The 19,852-nt window shown below is 44.3% G+C and carries 21 protein-coding genes and 1 riboswitch; of the genes, 16 read left to right on the top strand and 5 right to left on the bottom strand.

From position 1 onward, the window contains the following. Positions 1–18: 18 nt before the first annotated feature. Both TW84_RS03150 and TW84_RS03145 read left to right on the top strand, forming a co-directional pair. On the top strand, positions 19–1,755 hold the full coding sequence (locus TW84_RS03150; RefSeq protein WP_045974226.1) for a hypothetical protein: 1,737 nt from the start codon (positions 19–21) through the stop codon (positions 1,753–1,755). Beyond that, complete coding sequence (locus TW84_RS03145) at positions 1,752–2,483, top strand: DUF3726 domain-containing protein (protein WP_045974225.1); 732 nt, start codon at positions 1,752–1,754, stop codon at positions 2,481–2,483. Before TW84_RS03150 ends, TW84_RS03145 begins: the two co-directional genes overlap by 4 nt. Positions 2,484–2,523: 40 nt before the next feature. On the opposite strand, the gene TW84_RS03140 is transcribed toward TW84_RS03145, so the two are convergent. After that, positions 2,524–3,834, bottom strand: a complete 1,311-nt coding sequence (locus tag TW84_RS03140) for a hypothetical protein (protein WP_045974224.1) — start codon at positions 3,832–3,834, stop codon at positions 2,524–2,526. 391 nt (positions 3,835–4,225) lie between these two features. Between TW84_RS03140 and TW84_RS03130 the strand changes: the two genes are divergently transcribed. Further along, the gene (locus TW84_RS03130) at positions 4,226–4,783 is read left to right on the top strand and encodes a thiamine phosphate synthase (RefSeq protein ID WP_084720180.1); all 558 of its coding nucleotides are present in this window, start codon (positions 4,226–4,228) and stop codon (positions 4,781–4,783) included. A 31-nt stretch (positions 4,784–4,814) separates the two neighbouring features. Here TW84_RS03130 and TW84_RS03125 read toward each other — a convergent pair whose 3' ends face one another. Further along, the gene (locus tag TW84_RS03125) at positions 4,815–6,299 is read right to left on the bottom strand and encodes a carboxypeptidase M32 (protein WP_045974222.1); all 1,485 of its coding nucleotides are present in this window, start codon (positions 6,297–6,299) and stop codon (positions 4,815–4,817) included. A gap of 254 nt (positions 6,300–6,553) precedes the next feature. On the opposite strand from TW84_RS03125, the gene TW84_RS03120 reads away from it, so the two are divergent. Then, positions 6,554–7,168 carry a LysE family translocator gene (locus TW84_RS03120; protein ID WP_205622457.1) on the top strand — a complete coding sequence of 205 codons (615 nt, stop codon included), beginning with the start codon at positions 6,554–6,556 and terminating at the stop codon, positions 7,166–7,168. A gap of 35 nt (positions 7,169–7,203) precedes the next feature. Here TW84_RS03120 and TW84_RS03115 read toward each other — a convergent pair whose 3' ends face one another. Both TW84_RS03115 and TW84_RS03110 read right to left on the bottom strand, forming a co-directional pair. Next, a complete protein-coding gene (locus TW84_RS03115; protein WP_045974220.1) occupies positions 7,204–8,577 on the bottom strand; it encodes an alanine/glycine:cation symporter family protein in 1,374 nt (457 codons plus the stop codon). Between the two features lie 109 nt (positions 8,578–8,686). Beyond that, positions 8,687–8,790, bottom strand: a riboswitch (glycine riboswitch). 296 nt (positions 8,791–9,086) lie between these two features. Continuing rightward, the gene (locus tag TW84_RS03110; protein WP_045974219.1) at positions 9,087–10,637 is read right to left on the bottom strand and encodes a YncE family protein; all 1,551 of its coding nucleotides are present in this window, start codon (positions 10,635–10,637) and stop codon (positions 9,087–9,089) included. A gap of 436 nt (positions 10,638–11,073) precedes the next feature. Between TW84_RS03110 and TW84_RS03105 the strand changes: the two genes are divergently transcribed. Next, on the top strand, positions 11,074–11,316 hold the full coding sequence (locus TW84_RS03105) for a hypothetical protein (RefSeq protein WP_045974218.1): 243 nt from the start codon (positions 11,074–11,076) through the stop codon (positions 11,314–11,316). Positions 11,317–11,361: 45 nt separating this feature from the next. On the opposite strand, the gene TW84_RS03100 is transcribed toward TW84_RS03105, so the two are convergent. After that, positions 11,362–11,700 carry a YggL 50S ribosome-binding family protein gene (locus tag TW84_RS03100; protein WP_045974217.1) on the bottom strand — a complete coding sequence of 113 codons (339 nt, stop codon included), beginning with the start codon at positions 11,698–11,700 and terminating at the stop codon, positions 11,362–11,364. 283 nt (positions 11,701–11,983) lie between these two features. Here TW84_RS03100 and TW84_RS24820 point away from each other — a divergent pair, with 283 nt between their 5' ends. From TW84_RS24820 to TW84_RS03050, 11 genes are all read left to right on the top strand, one after another. Beyond that, positions 11,984–12,142, top strand: a complete 159-nt coding sequence (locus TW84_RS24820; protein WP_045974216.1) for a hypothetical protein — start codon at positions 11,984–11,986, stop codon at positions 12,140–12,142. A gap of 18 nt (positions 12,143–12,160) precedes the next feature. Then, positions 12,161–12,892, top strand: coding sequence for a chromosome partitioning protein ParA (locus TW84_RS03090; protein ID WP_045974215.1), 732 nt, complete (start codon positions 12,161–12,163; stop codon positions 12,890–12,892). Positions 12,893–13,029: 137 nt separating this feature from the next. After that, on the top strand, positions 13,030–13,176 hold the full coding sequence (locus TW84_RS24530; protein ID WP_162197118.1) for a hypothetical protein: 147 nt from the start codon (positions 13,030–13,032) through the stop codon (positions 13,174–13,176). A 63-nt stretch (positions 13,177–13,239) separates the two neighbouring features. After that, positions 13,240–13,629: a ribosome recycling factor family protein gene (locus TW84_RS03085; RefSeq protein ID WP_045974214.1), complete on the top strand. Its 390-nt coding sequence runs from the start codon at positions 13,240–13,242 to the stop codon at positions 13,627–13,629. A gap of 310 nt (positions 13,630–13,939) precedes the next feature. Further along, a complete protein-coding gene (locus TW84_RS03080; RefSeq protein WP_045974213.1) occupies positions 13,940–14,458 on the top strand; it encodes a hypothetical protein in 519 nt (172 codons plus the stop codon). A 173-nt stretch (positions 14,459–14,631) separates the two neighbouring features. Next, a complete protein-coding gene (locus tag TW84_RS03075) occupies positions 14,632–15,561 on the top strand; it encodes a hypothetical protein (protein ID WP_045974212.1) in 930 nt (309 codons plus the stop codon). Between the two features lie 230 nt (positions 15,562–15,791). Beyond that, the gene (locus TW84_RS03070) at positions 15,792–16,331 is read left to right on the top strand and encodes a GNAT family N-acetyltransferase (RefSeq protein ID WP_045974211.1); all 540 of its coding nucleotides are present in this window, start codon (positions 15,792–15,794) and stop codon (positions 16,329–16,331) included. Positions 16,332–16,890: 559 nt separating this feature from the next. Beyond that, a complete protein-coding gene (lamB, locus tag TW84_RS03065; protein WP_045974210.1) occupies positions 16,891–18,093 on the top strand; it encodes a maltoporin LamB in 1,203 nt (400 codons plus the stop codon). A gap of 180 nt (positions 18,094–18,273) precedes the next feature. Then, a complete protein-coding gene (locus TW84_RS03060; protein ID WP_045974209.1) occupies positions 18,274–18,813 on the top strand; it encodes an AAA family ATPase in 540 nt (179 codons plus the stop codon). Positions 18,814–18,844: 31 nt separating this feature from the next. Beyond that, positions 18,845–19,219 (top strand): MmcQ/YjbR family DNA-binding protein, encoded by a 375-nt coding sequence (locus TW84_RS03055; protein ID WP_045974208.1) that lies wholly within the window; start codon positions 18,845–18,847, stop codon positions 19,217–19,219. 95 nt (positions 19,220–19,314) lie between these two features. Further along, a complete protein-coding gene (locus TW84_RS03050; RefSeq protein WP_045974207.1) occupies positions 19,315–19,746 on the top strand; it encodes a GNAT family N-acetyltransferase in 432 nt (143 codons plus the stop codon). The last annotated feature ends 106 nt before the right edge of the window (positions 19,747–19,852 follow it).

The following is a 19,852-nucleotide window of genomic DNA, read 5'->3' as shown; positions in this document are numbered from 1 at the left end:
CAACAAGTGGTGAGCAAAATGGATGCACATCGTTCTACTTACACTGAAACATCGCTGCGCAATGCAGAGGTGGTCATGGCGCCAGAAAGGCTAGGAGCTATGCACCAAAATCGAATCAGTTTTGTACGCAGTCTGATTCGTAAAATGGCTAGACAACAATGGCAGGTGAGCCGTCATGATTGGCAACTTTGCCCGCAAGGGTTTGGCCATGTCATTTACCGACTTAACACCCCACACCATGTTTATCATCTCGTGGTGTTTTGTGACCAGATTGCAGACGAAGAGCGCAATGACAGAGTCATCGCGGAAAGGTGGGATGTCACGTTTGCTTTGGTTTACGGCGATGTTGATGTGAGTTTGCTTGAACAGCTGCGTACCAATGTTCCGCTTCAGGAAGCTGGGCGCAATCCAAACAATGTGTTGGTGCTGGCAAGAGCAAACAAAAGTGTACGAGTGTTTGGGCATATTGTCTCGGCGCTGGCTAAAGGCCTTCAACCACAAGGCGAAGAGCTGGCACAGGTAGGTTATATTCTCAGAACAACAGCCGTGTATGGCAACGGTAAGTTTGGGATTGCGGACTTCAAGCTACTGGAGAACAATCCGGACTTCAGTCTGTCCTTCAGTGCGCAGATGTGTGCTGTGTACCTGCTACGTGGGTTCAGTCTCGATTGGGTGCATTATCTTGCACGTCAGCAAGGCGGTGAAAATGCAGTTGAGCTAGACCGAGGGCTGCAACGCTATCTTGGCGTCGGCAATGCCACTGGGCTGGGAATGGCGCCTTATTTGATTAATCACCCATGTATCGTTGATCAATGGATGACGGCGCGTGAAAGTGCTTTGGCGCAGGTTCTAGCAAAGCCATGCGATTCAGAGATGCATGGGCCATTGAATCAGTTATTGATTAAAGCCATCAAACATTTAGAGCAGGTCGTGACCATCAATCCACATCAGGATACGTTGAATCAACAGGCGATTGCTGAGCTGACTCTTATTCATAAAGATCTGGCGAACATCACCTCACAGCAGCCCAACTGGCAGAGTGTGATGGAGGGTTTGACGACCTACAATTTGGAAACTCAAGAGATTGTCACTTCTTGTTTGATTGAGCTTTACCCAGAACTGGTTAACCATTTTGAAGAGCAGATGAACACCGACGAAACTTTGTCTGTTGCTACTGGGAAAAGTGTTGGTGACTTGCTTAGTGTGTTAAACGATAAATATCGCTGGGCGATTGACGCCGATTACTCGCTGGCAGAGAACAACTATTGGTTTTGGTATCGCTCTCAGGATAAAGAAGAACCGAGACTTGGGGTCCGCGGGGAGGAGTCCGGTGAAGACCGAGAACTTCCGCTTGATGTCGGTCGTCAGGTCAACCGCCTGTTCAACGCAGTCTCTCAACAGCCGTGTGAGATGTCACTGGCTCAGTTTCTATTACAACATCCTCAATATCGTTCTATTGCGCGTCGAGTCTGGACCTTGGGACATCGCCAGATGGGCGACATTCAGATGAATGTGTTGCGCCAGGATGCACTGCCTGTGCACTTGCTGCGCTGTAAGCTGTCTTTCTTTGGTGCGACGAAATTTGATCCCCGCTCAGATCGCTGGGTACGGGTGACCTTCTTTCAAGGTGCGCCTTTGCTGGACGAAATCGGCTCAGACCAGCACAACGATAATTGGATTTTCCCTTTGATGCCAACCGAAAGCGAGGTTCTTAATCGTCATTCGAACACGCTGCAAGGAGGGCTCGCATTATGATCGTGTCTCACAATGAGCTGGTTTCAGCAGTCAATAAAGCGTTTTTAGGTACACGTCGTTTGTGTGGTGAAGCGGATGTTATTGCCAATATGGTGGCTGATTTACAAATGGCTGGGTTACATGGTGTCCGTCATTTCAATAATGCCAGTCGTTTTCTCGGTTTAGACTCTGATTGCGCGGCGTCTATTTCGCAACGCTCTGATGAGACTCTAGAGGTGGATTTACACCATAGCAGTGTGGCGTGTCACTTACCTGCTGTGTTGGATTTTGCGCTTGAAAAAATGGTCAAGTCCAAAAGCATTACTATTGAGCTTAAGCAGTGCCATAACCGTTGGCTGGCGTACAGCGAGTTGTTGAAGCTGGCAGCCAAAGGTATCGCGTGTCGTGCAAACTGGTCAAATGGCACTAACCCCAAAAATGTATTGTATGTGCTCAATCGAGGCCAAGTTGCACCCGAACTGTATTTCTCTGAAGAGAGCTGTGGTTCGATAGAAAGTGAGCACTCGATGACGATTGAACTAGCGGTAAGTGACTTTGATGTCAGTGCCATTTCTCAAGGCTACAACACATATGTTGACGCCAAGGAGCTCGTCGATGCACAGCAGTCCTCTTGGCGAGAGGGTATTTTCGTTGAAGATGAGGAATGGGAATTACTAAAGCAGACCGCGACAGTGTTTCTGGTTGAGAATAGTGAACGTTCTCGGCAAGGTGCCGGAGAACTGGTCTAATACTGAAAAAGCCAAGGTTAATCCCTTGGCTTTTTATGAATCACACATCCAACGGTGGCATACCATGCAGGGATGCAAGCTGTGATAGTGAAAGGTTGCTTTTCGCCAACGAACGACGAGAGGCTACTGCTGGTTTCACTGTGGCAGGTTTCACTGCGAATTCGTGTCCATCCAATATACCTTTACCCTTTTTGAGTTCATTGAGTCGAGCGTTAACGACACCATCAGTGCTAGAAAAATCAATTTTGTAGCTGCCAACATATTCCTGAACGTAGTCAGTTGAGAGTGCCTTAAGTTTGTCGATGTAAACCACCGCTTTATCAAACTCGCCTTGGGACACTGCATCCAACTTGGGCGTAAGCAACTGCGCAAACTTCATCGGGTGGCCGACAAAACCGCTGCCCATAACCAGTGCAGCGACAATCGGGGTAGTGACCACCGCGTTCTGAAACCACTCAGAGAACCTCTTGTGATCACTGACCAAGCTGCCGTTAGCACTACGGTTGTGCCATTCTCTTCTAGCTCTTTTGAGTACTTTGTCAAGCAGAGCACGCTGAACAAAGAAGTCGACCAACTTAATGATGCGTTCCAACACAGAGATGATAAGGCTGATAATAGAGCCAATACCTGCGGCAGTTGCTCCCGCGATTCCAGCGACGCTAAGCGCAACACTTTTGATGCCACCGAGAGCGCCAGTAGCAGAGTGGCGCGCCAGCGCTTTGGATATAATGCTTGGATGGCCACCCAGCAGTTCGACACCACGGCCTTTATAAATCTGAGTGATGAGATCTTTAGACTTTAGAACAGACTTTTTGACTGCAGAATAAAGAGAAGAAGCACTCCTTACGTGACCCCAACCAGGAATTATATCGGCAAATGTGCCAGCAAACTTACTGATTAACCAAGTTCCTACTTCAGCTAGCCATTCAAGGCCATGAAGCAAGTCGCCGTAAACATGGCGTACTTTATCGAGTAAAGTGCGGAAAAAATCAGACAGTAGATCCTTGATGCCATTTTTCATCGAAGTGGTCACTTTTGCGACTTTAGAGGCGGCCTTCGAAATCTTCTTCGCAGCTTTACTGTTTTTCAGTTTAGCCATGGTTTCTGTGTTACTGAGTAACCCTGCTGCTGCTTGTTTAAAGTCACTGAAAGGCTCAGTCCCGACCACAAAAGCACTAAAAAAATGTGCGTTTGAAATCTTTGCTACCTTGGTAATTTCAGTACTGGCGAGCATATACATCGCACCCATGCGAGCATCGGCCATTTGAGCTACCTGAACCCCACGAGTTGTGTCAGAAGTATTGCCAAAGATTTTGTCTTTGATGAGACGCTTCAGTAGTTTGAATTGCATAGGAACCTCCACTTAACGATATAGAACGCATTGGCCATCTGGGAATCAGCTTCAAGTGAGGCTGGAGGATGTCCTTAGATACTAATACATCTCGGGCTGATGATCTTCGGAGTTTGAGGGAAACTTTGATGTTAGAGGTCCGACCACTTTATTTTTAACCAATAAATAACGAGCCTGTAAGCACTTAAAGGCTGCGTGTGGATGAAAAGTCAGGTTAGCGATGCTCAAACTATGGCTGATTTTTCCTCTAAGTGGTTTAACGAGTATGGAAGTCGGTGGCGTTGCAGCAACATCGTTACGATAGTGATTGACAGATGGAGGTGAAACCGAAGCCTGCAAGTAGTATGATTTCAGCCGTTTAGCACAGGGGTTGTAAGAGAAAAGAGTACCAATGTTTTTACCCACAAAGTACGCCATTACCAGCAATGACAAAAGCTTGGATGAGTTAGCGCAATTACTTGCTTTGAAAAGCGCTGGCGGTTTATGTCAGCTCAGAGCGAAGTCGCACAGTTTGTCACCTCTAAAGCAAGTAATTGGCCCCTATGTGAAAGGGATTGTTTTGGTCAATTCTGCTTCCTACGACGGCACGGACTTAGCGCCTTTTCATGGCGTGCACCTTACCTCGAAAGACCTCTCAGATAAGGCTTTGATTCAGTCGGTTCGTCACAGCGGCGCGCAATATCTGGCGGCATCCTGCCACAATGAGCAGGAAGTTGAGCTAGCGAATCAGGCGGGGTGTGACTTCATTACTATTTCTCCAGTAGAATCGACGAACTCTCATCCTGATGCCATTCCGATTGGTTGGCAGCGCTTTGCGGAGCTATCCAAATTGGCGAACATGCCAGCCTTTGCCCTCGGTGGGCAAAATACTCATAACGTAGAACATGCCCAAAGCTACGGTGCGCACGGTGTGGCTGGGATTTCAGATTTTTGGCAGGTTGCGCAATGAAAAAGGCTGGTGAATTCACCAGCCTTTGTATTTAACCCAAGTAACGGTTCTTGAGGTGATCTTTAAAGAATTGCGCGTTGAGTGTGTCACCTGTTGCTTGCTTCACCAACTCATCTGTTGTGAGTAAGCTTCCCTTGCTCCAGATATTGTCTGATAGCCAGCTAAAGATTGGCGTTAAATCGCCAGATTGAATGGCTGAATCAACATCCACAGTCTTCTTCATTGCTGCCATAAACTGCGCGGCATACATTGCCCCTAATGTATAAGACGGGAAGTAGCCAAATGCGCCGTCGGTCCAGTGGATGTCTTGCATACAACCGTTCTTAAAGTTGTCTTTGGTCGACAGTCCAAGGTAAGCCTGCATTTTTTCATTCCACAGTTCAGGAACGTCAGTGTGTTTGATCTTACCGTTGATCAGATCGCGCTCAATCTCGTAGCGTAAAATAACGTGAGCAGGGTAGGTAAGCTCGTCGGCATCAACACGAATGAAGTCTTTTTTCACGCGGGTGTAGAGTTTGTGGAAGTTTTCCTGCGAGAATAGCGCTGGGTTATGGCCATCGAAATGCTTGGCCGCGAAACCTGCTAGGTGAGCGATAAAGGCGTCGCTGCGCCCGACCTGCATTTCAAAAAATAGCGATTGTGACTCGTGAATACCCATAGAGCGAGCTTCACCAGAAGGTAATCCAGCAAGATGTTTTGGTAGTCCTTGCTCATAACGAGCGTGACCCGTTTCATGTACAATGCCCATCAGCGATTGAACGAACTCGTTTTCATCGTAACGGGTCGTAATGCGTACATCCGATGGTACACCGCCACAGAATGGGTGCACACTCTCATCCAGACGACCATGCTCAAAGTCGAATTGCAGTAGCTTCATTACTTCAAGACCAAGTGCTTTCTGCTTATCTGTCGTGAATTTACCTTCTGGTTGAATAAACTGTTCAGAAGACTGCTTTTCAATCACTTCATCGATAAGTTCTGGCAACCAGCTTTTCACATTGCTAAACAAGGTATCTAGGGAAGCTGAGCTGGTGCCAGGCTCGTAGATATCCAGCATGGCATCGTATGGAGTGAGCCCGTTGGCTTCTGCTCGGATTTGCGCTTCTTCCTGAGAAAGTTTCACTACCTCAGCCCAGTTCTTCTCGAACCCAACCCAGTCATTGTCACCACGTTGTGTACGCCATGCATGCTCACATTTGGAACCAGCGAGGGATTTTGCTTGAACCAGTTCTTCTGGGAGAAGGTTGGCTTGCTGCCACTGGCGTTTCAACTCGCGAAGTGTCGCCTTGTCATCGGTATTGAGTGATTCACCTTCGGCTTCTGCAAACCAATCTGCCAGTTGAGGCTGAGTATGAAGACCGTGGATATGAACTGAGAGCTCCGCCATAGCTTCAGAGCGAGCTTGGTTACCACCGCTAGGCATAACCGCCGCTTGGTCCCAACCACAAATAGAAGCTAGATGGCTGAAATGAGAGATTTTTTTAGAATGTGCTTTAAGTTTTTCGAATGCGCTCATCGGTCGCCTTCCATGACTATTTAACAGAAGGAAAGTGTATCAATCTCGCTTAGCCAGACCAAGTACTATCCGGTTGTGTTGATGGCAATAAACTTATCTTAAATCACACTAATTGAAGTATTTAGTGATTTAAATATTATTGACATGAAGAAGAATTCCGCCTCGTGGTTTATTCAAAGACGTTTTAATGATAGAAGAGGGTTACCAAATGAGTTCGAGAAGAGGAATAGAAAGGAGTAAATGTGATTAACAATATGGAAGCGTTTCTGATCGCCATTACCATTCTAACGCTAACACCGGGGCTGGACACAGCACTGGTGCTGCGTAATTCTTCCCGAGGTGGAGTGAAAGATGGCGTAGCGACGAGTCTCGGTATTTGTTTAGGCCTGTTTGTCCACGCGACGTTTTCAGCAGTTGGTATTTCGGCTATTTTGGCGCAGTCGGCAGAGTTGTTTAATGCCGTTAAGATGGCTGGTGCCGCTTATCTCATCTGGCTGGGAGCGACAACTTTAAGAGAGGTCTGGAAAGGGGATATAACTCTGTCGAATATGGAGTCTCATACGCATAATCTGGACATCAAACGCTCTCTTCGAGAAGGTTTTTTGTCAAATATTCTCAATCCAAAAACAGCGGTTTTCTATCTTGCATTCTTGCCTCAGTTTATTAATCCAGAGGGTTCGGCATTTTTGCAGTCCAGCTTGATGGCGGCTATCCATTTTGTGATTGCAATGATTTGGCAATGTGGCTTGGCGGGCACTTTGAACTCAGCGAAGAATTTGCTGAAAAGCCCTAAGTTTATGCGCCGGATGGAAGCAACTACGGGAGTGGTTCTGGTTGGCTTAGGTGTGAAACTTATGGTGGAAGAATAAAAAAACGGCGGCTTAAGCCGCCGTTTTTTTATTGGTTAGCTCTGCATCTGAGGCTGCTTTACGTTATCCACCGCGGCTGAGAAATACGCTTTCGTTTCTTCAATCACGACATGGCGGAGCAAGATCAAACCGATCAGGTTAGGCACCGCCATTAAGCCGTTAACGATATCGGCGATAATCCAAATCATATCTAGGTGTAGGAAAGCACCTGATGCCACCAAAGCAAGGAAGATAACCTTGTATGGCAGAACGGCTCTGGTGCCGAACAAGAATACGACACAGCGCTCACCATAGTAGTTCCAACCCAGAATGGTTGTGAAGGCGAAGAAGATCAAACCAACGGAAACCAGAATCGGGCCCAGTGTTTGAGCATTTAGTCCAACAGCAAAAGCGTGAGTTGTCATCGCTGCACCGGCAAAGTCACTTTGCCATGCACCAGTCAGGATCAGTGCAAGACCTGTCATGGTACAAATGATGATGGTATCGAAGAAGGTACCCGTCATTGAAATCAGACCTTGTCTCACACAAGAATCGGTTTTCGCAGCTGCTGCTGCCATGGGGGCACTGCCAAGACCAGACTCGTTAGAGAAGACACCACGAGCAATACCCGACTGGATGGCTAGCATGATGCTCGCACCAAGGAAACCACCTGTTGCCGCCGTTTGCGTGAATGCAGACACCAGGACCAGTTCGATAGCATTGAGTAGTTGATCGCTGTTGATGATAATCACGCTCAAACAAGCCAGCACGTAGAACAGTGCCATCGTTGGAACGACTTTTCCTGCCACTTTGGCAATCGACTGAATACCACCCAGCGTAACAAACGCCACTATTAGCGTCAGTATCACAGCGGATGCTTCTCGCGGCATGCCAAAAGAGATCTCGCTAGCGTCGAGAATCGCGTTAACCTGAGGAAAGGTACCAATACCGAAGCAGGCGACACCCAAAGCGAAGAAAGCAAAGAGCGAAGCGAGCATACGAGAGCCTACTCCGTACTGAAGGTAGTACATTGGACCGCCAATCATCTGGCCCTTGTCATCGACTTTACGGTATTTAACAGCCAATAAGCATTCCGCGTATTTAGTTGCCATTCCAAACAGAGCAGCAAGCCACATCCAGAACAGTGCACCCGGACCACCGAGTTTTATTGCGGTTGCGACACCAACAATGTTACCTGTACCAATGGTGGCAGAAAGCGCGGTACAAAGAGCGGCGAAGCTTGAAACATCACCTGGTTTTTTGGAATCATCTTTGCTGAAAACCATTTTCAGTGCAGTCGGCAGGTGTCGAAACTGAAGTAAGCCTAAGCGAAAAGTAAAGTAGACACCGGTTCCCACTAGCAGGATAAGTAGTGGTGGACCCCAGACAAAGCTGTCGATAGTTTTAAGTAAAGATTGAAGGTTATCCATGATTTCCCCTTAATTGATAAAGCATTACTAAGGAGAAGAGTGAAAGGGCAGAGACGACGAGTCTCAACAAACGCTATAGGCAGAAAAGCGATCATAGCTAGGTTGTTCTTTTCACTCCTCTGTCCTTTTGCCTGAGAGTTTCACCACACACCTGATGGTGTGAAGTTTGCTCCTTCGGCGACCGATTTAACGGTTCTCTCCAGAGGTTCCTCCAACTACAGTCCTCACTGTTTTCACAGCACCTGAAAGATTTACTTCTTCGGTAGGTTATTTCGCCCAAATGTTAAAATTTGGTAAATAACCACTCTCCTGTAGTCTTCATCGGAACGATTGCTCGTTTAATGAGCAAAAGTTAGTCGATAGCACTAAAGGCTATCGACATGTGAACTCTATCATTATTTTCGTGTAATTCAATTAGTTTTTTGCATGGATAACAAAATGAGAAGAATGATTGTTATTGGGAGAGAAAGAATGAGCCTTGGACTAATCCAAAGGCTCTTAGTTAAGGCTTATTGTTTGTTTTGAGTATTGACGCTAAAAACAACGCTTTCATCCACGAAATCATACTCAATCTTCGCTGGAGTCACGTCACACAATGCAGAAGTCGGCGTTAACGTGCCGCTACTACCATAAAGAAGGGCAAATTTAATAAAACGGCTACGGATATTGTCTTGATCTCCTCTAGGAATCTCTTCTATGTACATTTCAGTATCGCGGCAGTTACCCGAAAGGGCGATAAAAGTAGAAAACATTATCGGTTCTGAGATAGTCAAATCTTCGATTACAACATCTCGATATGTTTTGCTGAGTTCAACGGTTTGGCTGAGGTAAACCGTTCCCGCTGATTTCTCAGCGTAAAGGCTCCCGCTCCAACCACTTTGGACGGGGAGGGTATAAGCGCCATCGACGTCCGTTTTAACGCTGGAGAGGTAACCTCTGATTTCTGCGTCTTTTACAGGAATACCATCGTGAGAATAAACATAACCTTCGATGTTCACCTTCGGAGTTGGTCGGGTAAACAGATGTGAGTTGCTATTATCTCCAACCAACAATGTGCCCGACTCAAACCCAAAGCTAGATCCATAGCGACTGCTCCCTTCTCCGGTCTGAAAGACTTCAGCCAGTTGCCACGCTAGGTTTGTGCCTTTCTGGATATCGAAACGATAGACTTTGCCAAGTGCGTCATCACCAATCATAAAGGTCGTACGATCTAATTCCACATCGTGGCCGAAATACCCTGTTTCTGCATCGATATCTGCTTGTTTTATGGTTTGCTGAAGATTCCAAGGTTCGTGGGTAAAACGTCTCATGAAGACGTGGACGTAAGAGGTTGCGTAACTACTTACGACTAAAAAGTGTTTATTTACATCAAATGCGAAGCCAAACTGACTAGACTGTGTAGGGGTTTTGTCGGGTGACTCAATGACATCACTTAGTTGCCAGGTACTGAGGTCTTGACTTCGGAAAACAAAAATACGCTCAGCAGAAGACTCACTAACGTACAATTCGTTAGCATAACGACGAACAGTAAACCCTAATGAGTGAAAAGCGGGAGCAGGTAAACTATTGACGTCTAGTTTGTCGACCAGTTGCCATTCACCAGAGCTTCTGAGGTAAACATAAACACTTCTTTTCATTGGATCAGAAATGGTGAGTAGCTGATCATCAAGATAAACAGACTCGCCAAATTGAGACAACTGCGGATCAACATCGTCCGGCAACTCGATTGTAGTAGATAAGGTCCAGTTTGGTTTAAATGCGTTCTCGCGTTCGAACAAAAAGACTTTACGTTCTGAGTTGGAGCCGATAGCTATAAAACGGTCTGTATTGTAGACGTACTTATCAGTGTGTCCACTGCCGGTAACCGGAAGCTTTGGGCCAAACTTCCAAACACCCAAATCTTTGAAAATAATTTGATTCCCGATGACGCCGACGTTACGAGACAGTGAAGTTGTTCCTAACACTTTGTCGATTTTTTGATAATCGGATAAATCAGGAAAGCTAGGTGATGCACTTGTACCTAATGAGAGTAGGGTCGCGAGAATTGCTAAATATCGCATGGAGGTCTCTCCTCACTAATGAAGTAATAATTCATGGTGGAATAAGACTTACAACAAGTTGACTACAAACTAACTTAAGTTCTCAATGAGCATCAGAACAGATGGAAAAGTTGATGATCGCTGCTCTGAAGAAGTTATCTTACATATAAAACAATCATCATATCAATAGCATTTTGAGTATTTATACTAATTGACATATATGTAAACTTAACATTATGAAATTATTAATATTTAGAATAATTTTAACCTGTTAGGTTAAATGTGCGGAGGGTTTTAGTTGGACTTGAATAAATTAACACTTTTGTGTCATTATGACTCTGGTTTTTTTGTGTCTTTTAGACTCTTTTTTTGATGGTTTATTGATTTTTATAGCTTTATAAAGTTGGCAAGAAGAATGCAAAGTAGAGAGAAAACAAAATAATCTAGTGAGGTCTCTATGTTTGCTCAACCAACTCGCACTACATTCAAAACGCTTTTGACTGTTTCAAATATTGGACTGGTCGTCACTTTTCTCACACTGGTGGTCAGCGTATTGATTTCTTATCCATACGCTCACTCCTTCAGCCTGAATGCTCAAATTGCAGCGCATATCAGCACCATCGTAATAGCTGCATTGTTGAAAGTGAGTTATGTGACCAGATGCTTGGCGCAATATAACCTAGGTTTGGAAGTAAAATAGATTCAATATACTCATAGCGCCCTGAGTAGGGCGCTATTGCAAGGCTTAGAAGTAGTTCGCGTCAATCAGCTCGCTTACTTGTACTGATTTCACATCAGCACGCGCATCTAACCATTTCGCAACTTTTGCTTGTTGTTCTTCTGTTACACTTTGGTACCTTTCTGAATGACAGATAAAGCCTTCGAATAACTCAAGACCGCCGCCGCCAAAGCTGAGCCCGAGCGCATCAATGAAATCGATGAACTCGTCAACAAACGCGTCGTAATTATCAAAGTCAGTGATCGTTGTTTCACAGCTGACTTCGAATCCAAGCATCGCGAATTCGCCAACAAAGAGTTTCTTTTGGATGCGACGCTTCTTATTGTCTAACTTAAATGGTTTCATTATTTTGCCTCAGGTTTTCGAGTTAGCTCCTTATACCTCAAATCCGAAGCAAGCCCAAACATAATTCTGAAAAAGAGATAAAATACTAACCTTGTTTGGGAAAGGTCGCGTTTTGTAACGATTAAACCACATGGGAATGGATGCAGCAGGGATTGGGATGTATATAATTAAACCTAACAAGTGTAAAACAAACTTAACTCTGACCCAATGCTCTCAAAAGATGGTATAAATGAATAAGTTAACAAGCCATTGAGGTTCGCGAAGAGGCTAGCTAGGAGGTGGTATGACAAGATTGATTGCGATTGTTTTTTTAGTGGCGTTGGCATTTGTCCTGATCCGGTATCGAACTAACGAAAAACTGCAAAAATATGTCGTCACTACTTTGATATCAGTCTTTATTATTTACACCGTCACCTTGGTGGTGACCGAACTCATACGCTAAATCAGTAGGAGCAACAGAGTGAACAGCGAGTCTGAAATTGATAATGATGATGTGGTGGTTATCGAAGAAAGAGATAAACGCAGCTATTTATACATCGTTATTGCAGGTGCCTTAGGGTTAGCGTTAGGTGGGTTGGTAGGCTCCGTCGCTACAGCTGGCAAATGGCAAGCTGCTTATGATGGATTGGAAGCCAAGTATCAGTTGCTTGTCGAAGACAAAAAACAGCTGGTTGTCGAAGTCGAAGATAAAGTGGCGAAAGTTGATGATGAAATTGCCAGCAAGCTTCAACAAGCCATTGATGAACAGCAGCAAGAGCACGAAAATGCATTGGCAGCGTTACGCTCGGAGGTTTCTGAATTAGAAAAGGTGAACCTGTCTCTCGAAGAACAACTGAATCAGCAGAAGCAGCAAATTGCGCAAGCGACCCAAGAAAATAATCAGCTGAATCGACAGGCTGATATGCAAGCTACGATTTTTGAGCGATCACGAGAGCTGTTTCAACAAGAGCTTAAAGTGAAGCAAGAACTGGAGGCCTTGGAAAAAGAGCGTGAGGATCTCGAGCCCAAAGTAAAAAAACTGAAAAGTGATTGTGATTTGTATCTGGCAGGGACTTCATGGGACGCGAAGTCTGATTCTTGCGATAAGCAAGATGAGGCAAGTTCTCGCTTAAGTCAGGTCAATCAAATGATAAGAGTGCATCAGATGGATCTCAAACAAATGAAGGCACTAACGGACGAGTTAGGTTTGTAGCAAGACTGGATTGATATTAAACCTCCCATTCGGGAGGTTTTTTTATGTCAAAAGTAGTCAATTATTATATTTGTTACTAAGTTTTGATGGTTAGACAATTGAGCTTAGTAAACTTGCTCATGCTGTGAGGACGAGGCGTGCTGAAGAACAACGGTACAGAGTGGGTACAAATCGTAGCAAACCTTGCCTTTCTTTGCGCGTTAGGGGTGGTGTCTTATGAGCTAGTCAATCAGAGCACATCTGGTCTCGAGTTTTCGTTGTTTAGTCAGCTCTGGAGCCAGTAAAGCCTCGGCATGAGCTAGGTTGTGAGGTAGACTGTTCTCGTTGTTCGTTAGCTGAGCTCTACAATGTCATCAGAAAACCTTGTTATCTCCCTCCCTTCGCTTATTCACAGGATTGGTAGTGAGGCGAACAAACAGCTCCGTATTGTTGTAAAACAGCACGGTTGCGATCTAAAGCGCGTTCGCCGTTCGAGAAACTGGCAATTGATTGGCCAATTTGATGCGCTAAAGGGGTTGTTTAATCACTTATCTCAGCAATCTTCAGAATTCGATTTTGTACTTAATAAGTTGAATGCCCATATAAATCAGAGTGTGGTATCCCGAGAGTACACGAGCGAACGTCTTATAGAGATATTGCTTGCTGACCCGACAATAACACTGACTGATTTAATGGAGCGCACTGGCTGCTCACTTATAGAAGCTCGCTTCGCCAGATTTGAGTCGGAAACCCTATAATTTAGCTTGGATTATCCAAAGAGCTGCTCTTTCCTGGCTACGTGTTGACCAAAAATACAAACATAGCCTTGGGGCTAATGAGTTTGGGGGTGTTTCGGTTGGAGATTTTTATCCGTGAAACACCATTTAGGCTGCATTAGTTCGCTCATTTTATTGAGGGGCTTATCTCTTCTTTTAAAACCATAAAGTCACCCTCGCAGAATGCTTCGAATTTCACTAAATTACGAATAACCTTTGGAGGAAAAAGGAATCGTTTTGTATAATTCCTTCTATTTTTCAGCTACTCAGCACCTATTTTAAGCAAACTATCATGCCCTTTTTTATACTTGTTGCGCTACTTTCTGTTCTATTAATCCTCTTATCCTTTTACTTCTATTTTGAAGCCAAACGTAAAAAGGAAGCCCAAGACGCGAAAAAAGCATTAACTGTGCGTGTCGAAAAAATGAAGAGGCGATTCAAATCAGAAACCCAACAGTGGATGCTTTATGGTGCATTATCAAAACAGGATGAAAGTACCATAATTCGACTGCCTAACTATTTTTTTGTTTTTCAACCGATAACACCCGTAAACGTCGATCATTACGAACAATCATTGGAAAGCGTTTTGTTAACGGTTAATGAAAAGGTGTTGCTTGTTCCCAATAACAGTGATGATGCCAAAGCACCTAGCGAGCCTTTGTATCAGTTTATCCAGTCTTTACCATCTTCTGCTCAAGGCTACAATGCGAGCTTTTATCGTAATGATCTGCCTGTACTTATTCAAAAGCTAAGAGATGCCGAGATTGAGCAAGTTGATGAGCTGAATCGAGAGGACACAGAGGTTGCTTAATATCGGGTGACGGTTTGCCTAAACAAATCCGTCACATTTTAGGATGTAACAGCCTATAGCTATTTGTAAATCAATTGATTTTCTTTATTGAGTGTTTACATGCCTTGCTTGTATTAAATAGCATTCGTGAATCATATTGATCTTTTTGATAACAATTAACTATAGGTTCTTCAATGAAAACAACACTTCTGTTGGCTATACCCTTTGTCTCATTCGCTGCAGTGGCGAATACCAATCCCCATTTGCAAACGTACAATACCCAAGTAAGTCAGACGATATATAAAGGCGCGCGTTTGAATATTCCTGTCAACCTCTCATTGCCAGCGGACAGACGTCATTTGGCAACGTTAGGCTATGATAACAACCAGCCTTCTTCAATGGATTGTAAGATTAGTATTTATGATAGCGCGAGTACTTTGCTGCACTATCTAGACTGTAGAGCCGGTATTGGTGAGCATACATTTGCGACGCCCATCGCTTACTGGAAAGACGACTATCGAGCTGTGATTTCTTTGTACAATGCGGATTTTTCTCAATCAAGTCAGCGATTTGAGGGAAATTTTCGCTTTAACTTTGGTGAAAGTTCGCGCATCGACAACGATTACCTTCCCACGTGGTGGAAAAAAACGTATCAGTCAGTCGGGCTCGATGCCAATACAGATTATGACGGAGACAACTTCAGTTTAATTCAGGAGTATTTCGGTAACAGCAAACCGAACGATGCAAACAGTTTTCCAGACCATGACCCAGTGATTGATTTTGACGAAACACACTCGGCAGGAACATCCATGTATGTTCGTTTTGGTCAGCCTGTAACGGAATGGATCGAACTTACTCCGACTTATAATAAGAAAGTGAAGTCTTTAGAGCTGGTGGTTGAAACAAATGATAATGCCCGAAATCAATCTGTCGTTGCATTCATTCATGATGAGAATGGAAACCGCGTTTATTCGAGCTATCTGAAATTCCCCGGTCGACAATCTGTGGCTTTGGAACAGCCGGTTGATGTAGAAAAACTGAAGATACAACTGGTTGCAAGACACTACTCATCAAACATTTATGCTCACTATAAAGTGAAGTTGAATGCAACATTTACCGAGTAAGCTTTAAACTTCTCACAAGAGCGCCAATCGGCGCTCTTTTTGGTTGTTAGTCCTGAACTGATTGTTCGCAGTATGAGGTTTTTAGAGTTGTTAATATCGGGTAATGAACCATCGATAAAGCTAAGTTGCGCTTTTTTGCTCTGAATGAAAAATAAGGATAAAGTGCTGCTTAGGTAGTTAATAGGCCCACAGCGCTTACAGTAGATCAATAAAATTAATAAGGAAGTTTTGTGTCAAATACCGTGATCAGTATTAGGCCCGCTAGACCGGATGAGCTGGAAACCATTCATGCTCTTGTGGCATCTAACGATGAATGGACAAAGTTCAATGGACCTTATTTCCCATATTCGCATCCTTCACTTGAACAGTTTGAAAAGGGGGCTTTTCGACGAATGGTAGGAGGTGAAGATCTTCAATTGGTGACGGTAAATGAAACTCCTGTTGGCACCGTGAGTTGTTATTGGGAATGTGAAGAAACACGCTGGCTCGAAGCTGGAATTGTTATTTACGACTCTGCTTTTTGGGGAAAAGGAATAGCAGCGGCTGCTATTCCTCTTTGGATTACTTATTTATTTAGAAATAAACAAATAGAGCGAGTTGGGATGACAACGTGGTCAGGAAATCCTCGCATGATGTCACTTGCACTTAAGCTCGGTTTTCAGCAAGAAGCTCGATTGCGAAAAGTAAGATACTTCAATGGCGAGTATTATGACTCGGTCAAATACGGGGTATTGCGTTCAGAGTGGCAAAACCTCCACTCAATAAGTTAACCAACTACTATCTACATGTTTAATGGTGGCTTTTATGGCAACGCAAAGGATTAAATTAACCCCACCTTCTTTAGAATATTCACAATCCATGCTTACTGTGATTGAAGATGGTAAAGAAGAGCATGCTGCTTTAATTAACTATGTCTAGGCTATGTGTCGAAATTTAATGATAAGCTCGAGCTTGAAGGGTTTGGTTGGCTCAACAAAGAGGAACTCAACCAAATGATTTATAAAGAAAAGTGGTCACAGTAAGTGGCAGCCTTATTTTGATTTTGTACAATTAATCAATGCCTTAAATGGCTTAGCACTCCATATTTTTCCATCCCCCCGATTTTTCCTTGAACAAATTATGAGCGCTTTACTCGGTTGTCAAACCGATAACTAGCTCACTTATTAATAATCCTAATAGTTATGGCGATCACAATAATCGTGACGATTACTTTCCTTGATTGAATTATCAATTCAGTATGGGATCGATCCCATGGGATTGTTCCCATAAATCATAAAATAGACAAACTTGAGTGAATCAATTGAGCTTTAACGCTACAAGGAAAGGATTATGAAACGATTACCTATTGCCAGTGCACTTTCCGTTGCCATCCTGTCAACCAGCACATTAGCCGCTACTTCTCCCGTCGAATTTTACGGCTACATGCGTGGTGGTGTCGGGTTGAGTAATGAGGGCGGTTCTAACAGTAAGTGGGAAGTAAACAAGGTCGGTCGGCTTGGAAACGAAGATGATCTATATGGTGAGTTTGGCCTGAAAAAAGAAGTGTATGCAGAGGACGATGTATCATTCGTTGTTGACTCGATGCTTAAATATTGGGAAGGGCAAGACCAAAACTCTAAAGATCGCAGTGTTGAAGTAGCACAGCTGAACGTTCAGGCAACAGGTTTATTTGAAGACAAAGACATCACTATCTGGGCGGGCGAGCGTTACTACCAACGTCATGATGTTCATATCGTAGATAACTACTACTGGGACGTTAGCGGTATCGGTGGAGGTGTTGAACATATCAATATGGGTCCAGGCAAGCTGTCCGTTGCACTTCTGCAAGATACTGTGGCTGGCGATTTAGATGATGGTCAGGAAACGACGGCGGTTATTGCCGATGTCCGATACGCAGGTATCCCAATGTGGGAAAACGCAGATCTGGAAGTGGGCTTGGATTATCATGCGGGTAACGAACGTAGTGGTCAGTCACTAGATGCCGACAACAGCCTGATGTTCACGGCAAGCCTCCAACAATCATTGGATAATGGTTTCAATAAGACAATCTTGCAGTTAGCGAATTCTGGTTACGCGGAGCAAATGACGACATTTGGTCATGGTAATGGTCTGGTTCGTGATGCCGCAAACAATGATGCGAAAGGCTATCGTCTGATCAACTGGGGTGTGGTTTCTGTTGGAGACAAAATTGAATTTGGTCACTCGATCCGTTATGCTGCAGCCACTGATGTGGACGGTACCGCGACGGATGATTCCACACTCAGCGTTGTAGTTCGCCCGCTATACAAATGGACAGAGAGAATGCGTACCATTTTGGAAATTGGTGGTTTCTCTGAAAAGATCAATAACGTAGACAGTGCAGGTAGCAAGTTTACGGTTGCACAGGCTTGGGTTCCTAAAGCGGGTTTTTGGTCACGACCTGAGGTTCGTGTATTTGCTACTTATCTGAATGATGCAGAAAACGATAATGCTTTTGGTACAGGTAAAGACACAGAAATCAGTGTTGGTATGCAGGTAGAAGCTTGGTGGTAGACGCTTCGTAGTCCACTAACTTTTCTTGCTGGGCGGGATAGAGTTATCCCGCCTAAACACTTCAAAGTAGCCCTTCTCAAATTTCACTTCTTTCTTGGTATCACATCATTGCTGTAATATGTGCTAATTTTATTAAGTCGCTATAAATTCGGTTTTTTTTATTCAGCTAAGAGGAATTCAATGGAACGTTTTATTGTATTTACAGGTGGGCCCGGTTCAGGGAAAACATCAGTAATTGAACACCTGCAAAGTCTGGGGTACAAGACCGCCGATGAAGTTGGCCGACGAGTGATTCAACAACAGGTCGAGAGTGGTGGCAATGCCCTTCCATGGTTGGACAAAACCGCTTTCCGTAACGCCATGGTTTCAGCAGAAATAGACAAATATCGTCGAATTGGCATTGGGGAAGAGTACGTATTTTTTGATCGAAGCATTGTTGATAGTTACGGTTACAGCTTACTAGAAGGCTTGACCCTCACTGATAATCTCACACAGCATTGCTATCAACTCAGGCATAACCTACAGGTGTTTGTGTTCCCACCTTGGAAAGAAATATTTGCCAACGATGCGGAAAGAAAGCAAGGCTTTGCCGAAGCCGTGGCCACTTATGAAAAAATGCGCGAAGCGTATAAATTATTTGGCTACACCTTAACGGAAGTCCCGACTGGTAGTGTAGAGCTACGATCACAATTTATTCTCGATACGCTAAGCTCTCGTTAACCTTAATTTATAAATAACTGAAGAGATAAGCATGACTTACGATCAGTTTAATCAGTTTTGTTCAGAGCTTCCCGCGACTACCCATATTGTGCAATGGGGGGATTCTCATGTTTGGAAAGTAGGAGGCAAGGTATTTGCTATCGGCGGTTGGGGTAAATCAGATAACCCCGCTTTTACGTTTAAAACCTCCCCGCTAAATTTTGATTTTCTCAGCGATCATGATGGGTATATTCCTGCGCCTTACTTTGCGAATCGCGGTATGAAATGGATTCAGCAAGTGGAAACGTCGGGTGAACTCGATGAAGAACTAGAGTACTACTTGCGCGAGTCTTATCGGCTGGTGGCGTCAGGTTTGAGTAAACGTAAGCAAAGTGAACTTGGGTGGAATCTGGAAGCGAATCGTTAGCATCCTGTCATCAATCTATACTTTCTTTCTCGCGGTTGTTAGGATTCGCATTCGCGGCTGCACATCGATACAAATTACCAATGAGGTGGCTCAACATGAATGTAGAAAATGTGCTTCCTGAACATTTTGCAGAAATGCTGGATGTTTGGGAAAACTCAGTCCGAGCGACTCATGACTTCATAACAGAAGAAGATATTGAGTTTTTTAAACCTATTATCATTGAACAAGCTTTTCCGGCCGTCACACTGAAGTGTATAAAAAATGAAACCGGCAACATTCTTGGCTTTGTCGGTGTTCATGAAGCAAAAGTAGAAATGCTGTTTGTGTTAGACGCCGCGAGAGGCAAGGGAGTGGGGAAAGCATTATTGCAATATGCCATTAAGCATCTTGGTGTAAACAAAGTAGATGTGAATGAGCAAAACCCAATGGCGGTCGACTTTTATAAACACATGGGGTTCCATGTCGAGTCGCGCTCACCTGTTGATGATCTGGGGAAACCATTTCCACTTTTGCATATGACGCTCTAAGTTCCGGTTTGTCGTCACTCAACCTGTCAGAAGAAACGCTCAAAGCTAATAACTTTGAGCGTTTCCGTATATATATTAATTATTTACAGTGATTTATATCGCCTTC

It is taken from the genome of Vibrio neptunius (assembly GCF_000967495.1).
Taxonomy (GTDB): Bacteria; Pseudomonadota; Gammaproteobacteria; order Enterobacterales; family Vibrionaceae; genus Vibrio; species Vibrio neptunius.
The sequence above is the reverse complement of the archived record's forward strand: the minus strand, read 5'-3'. Positions and strand labels throughout refer to the sequence as shown.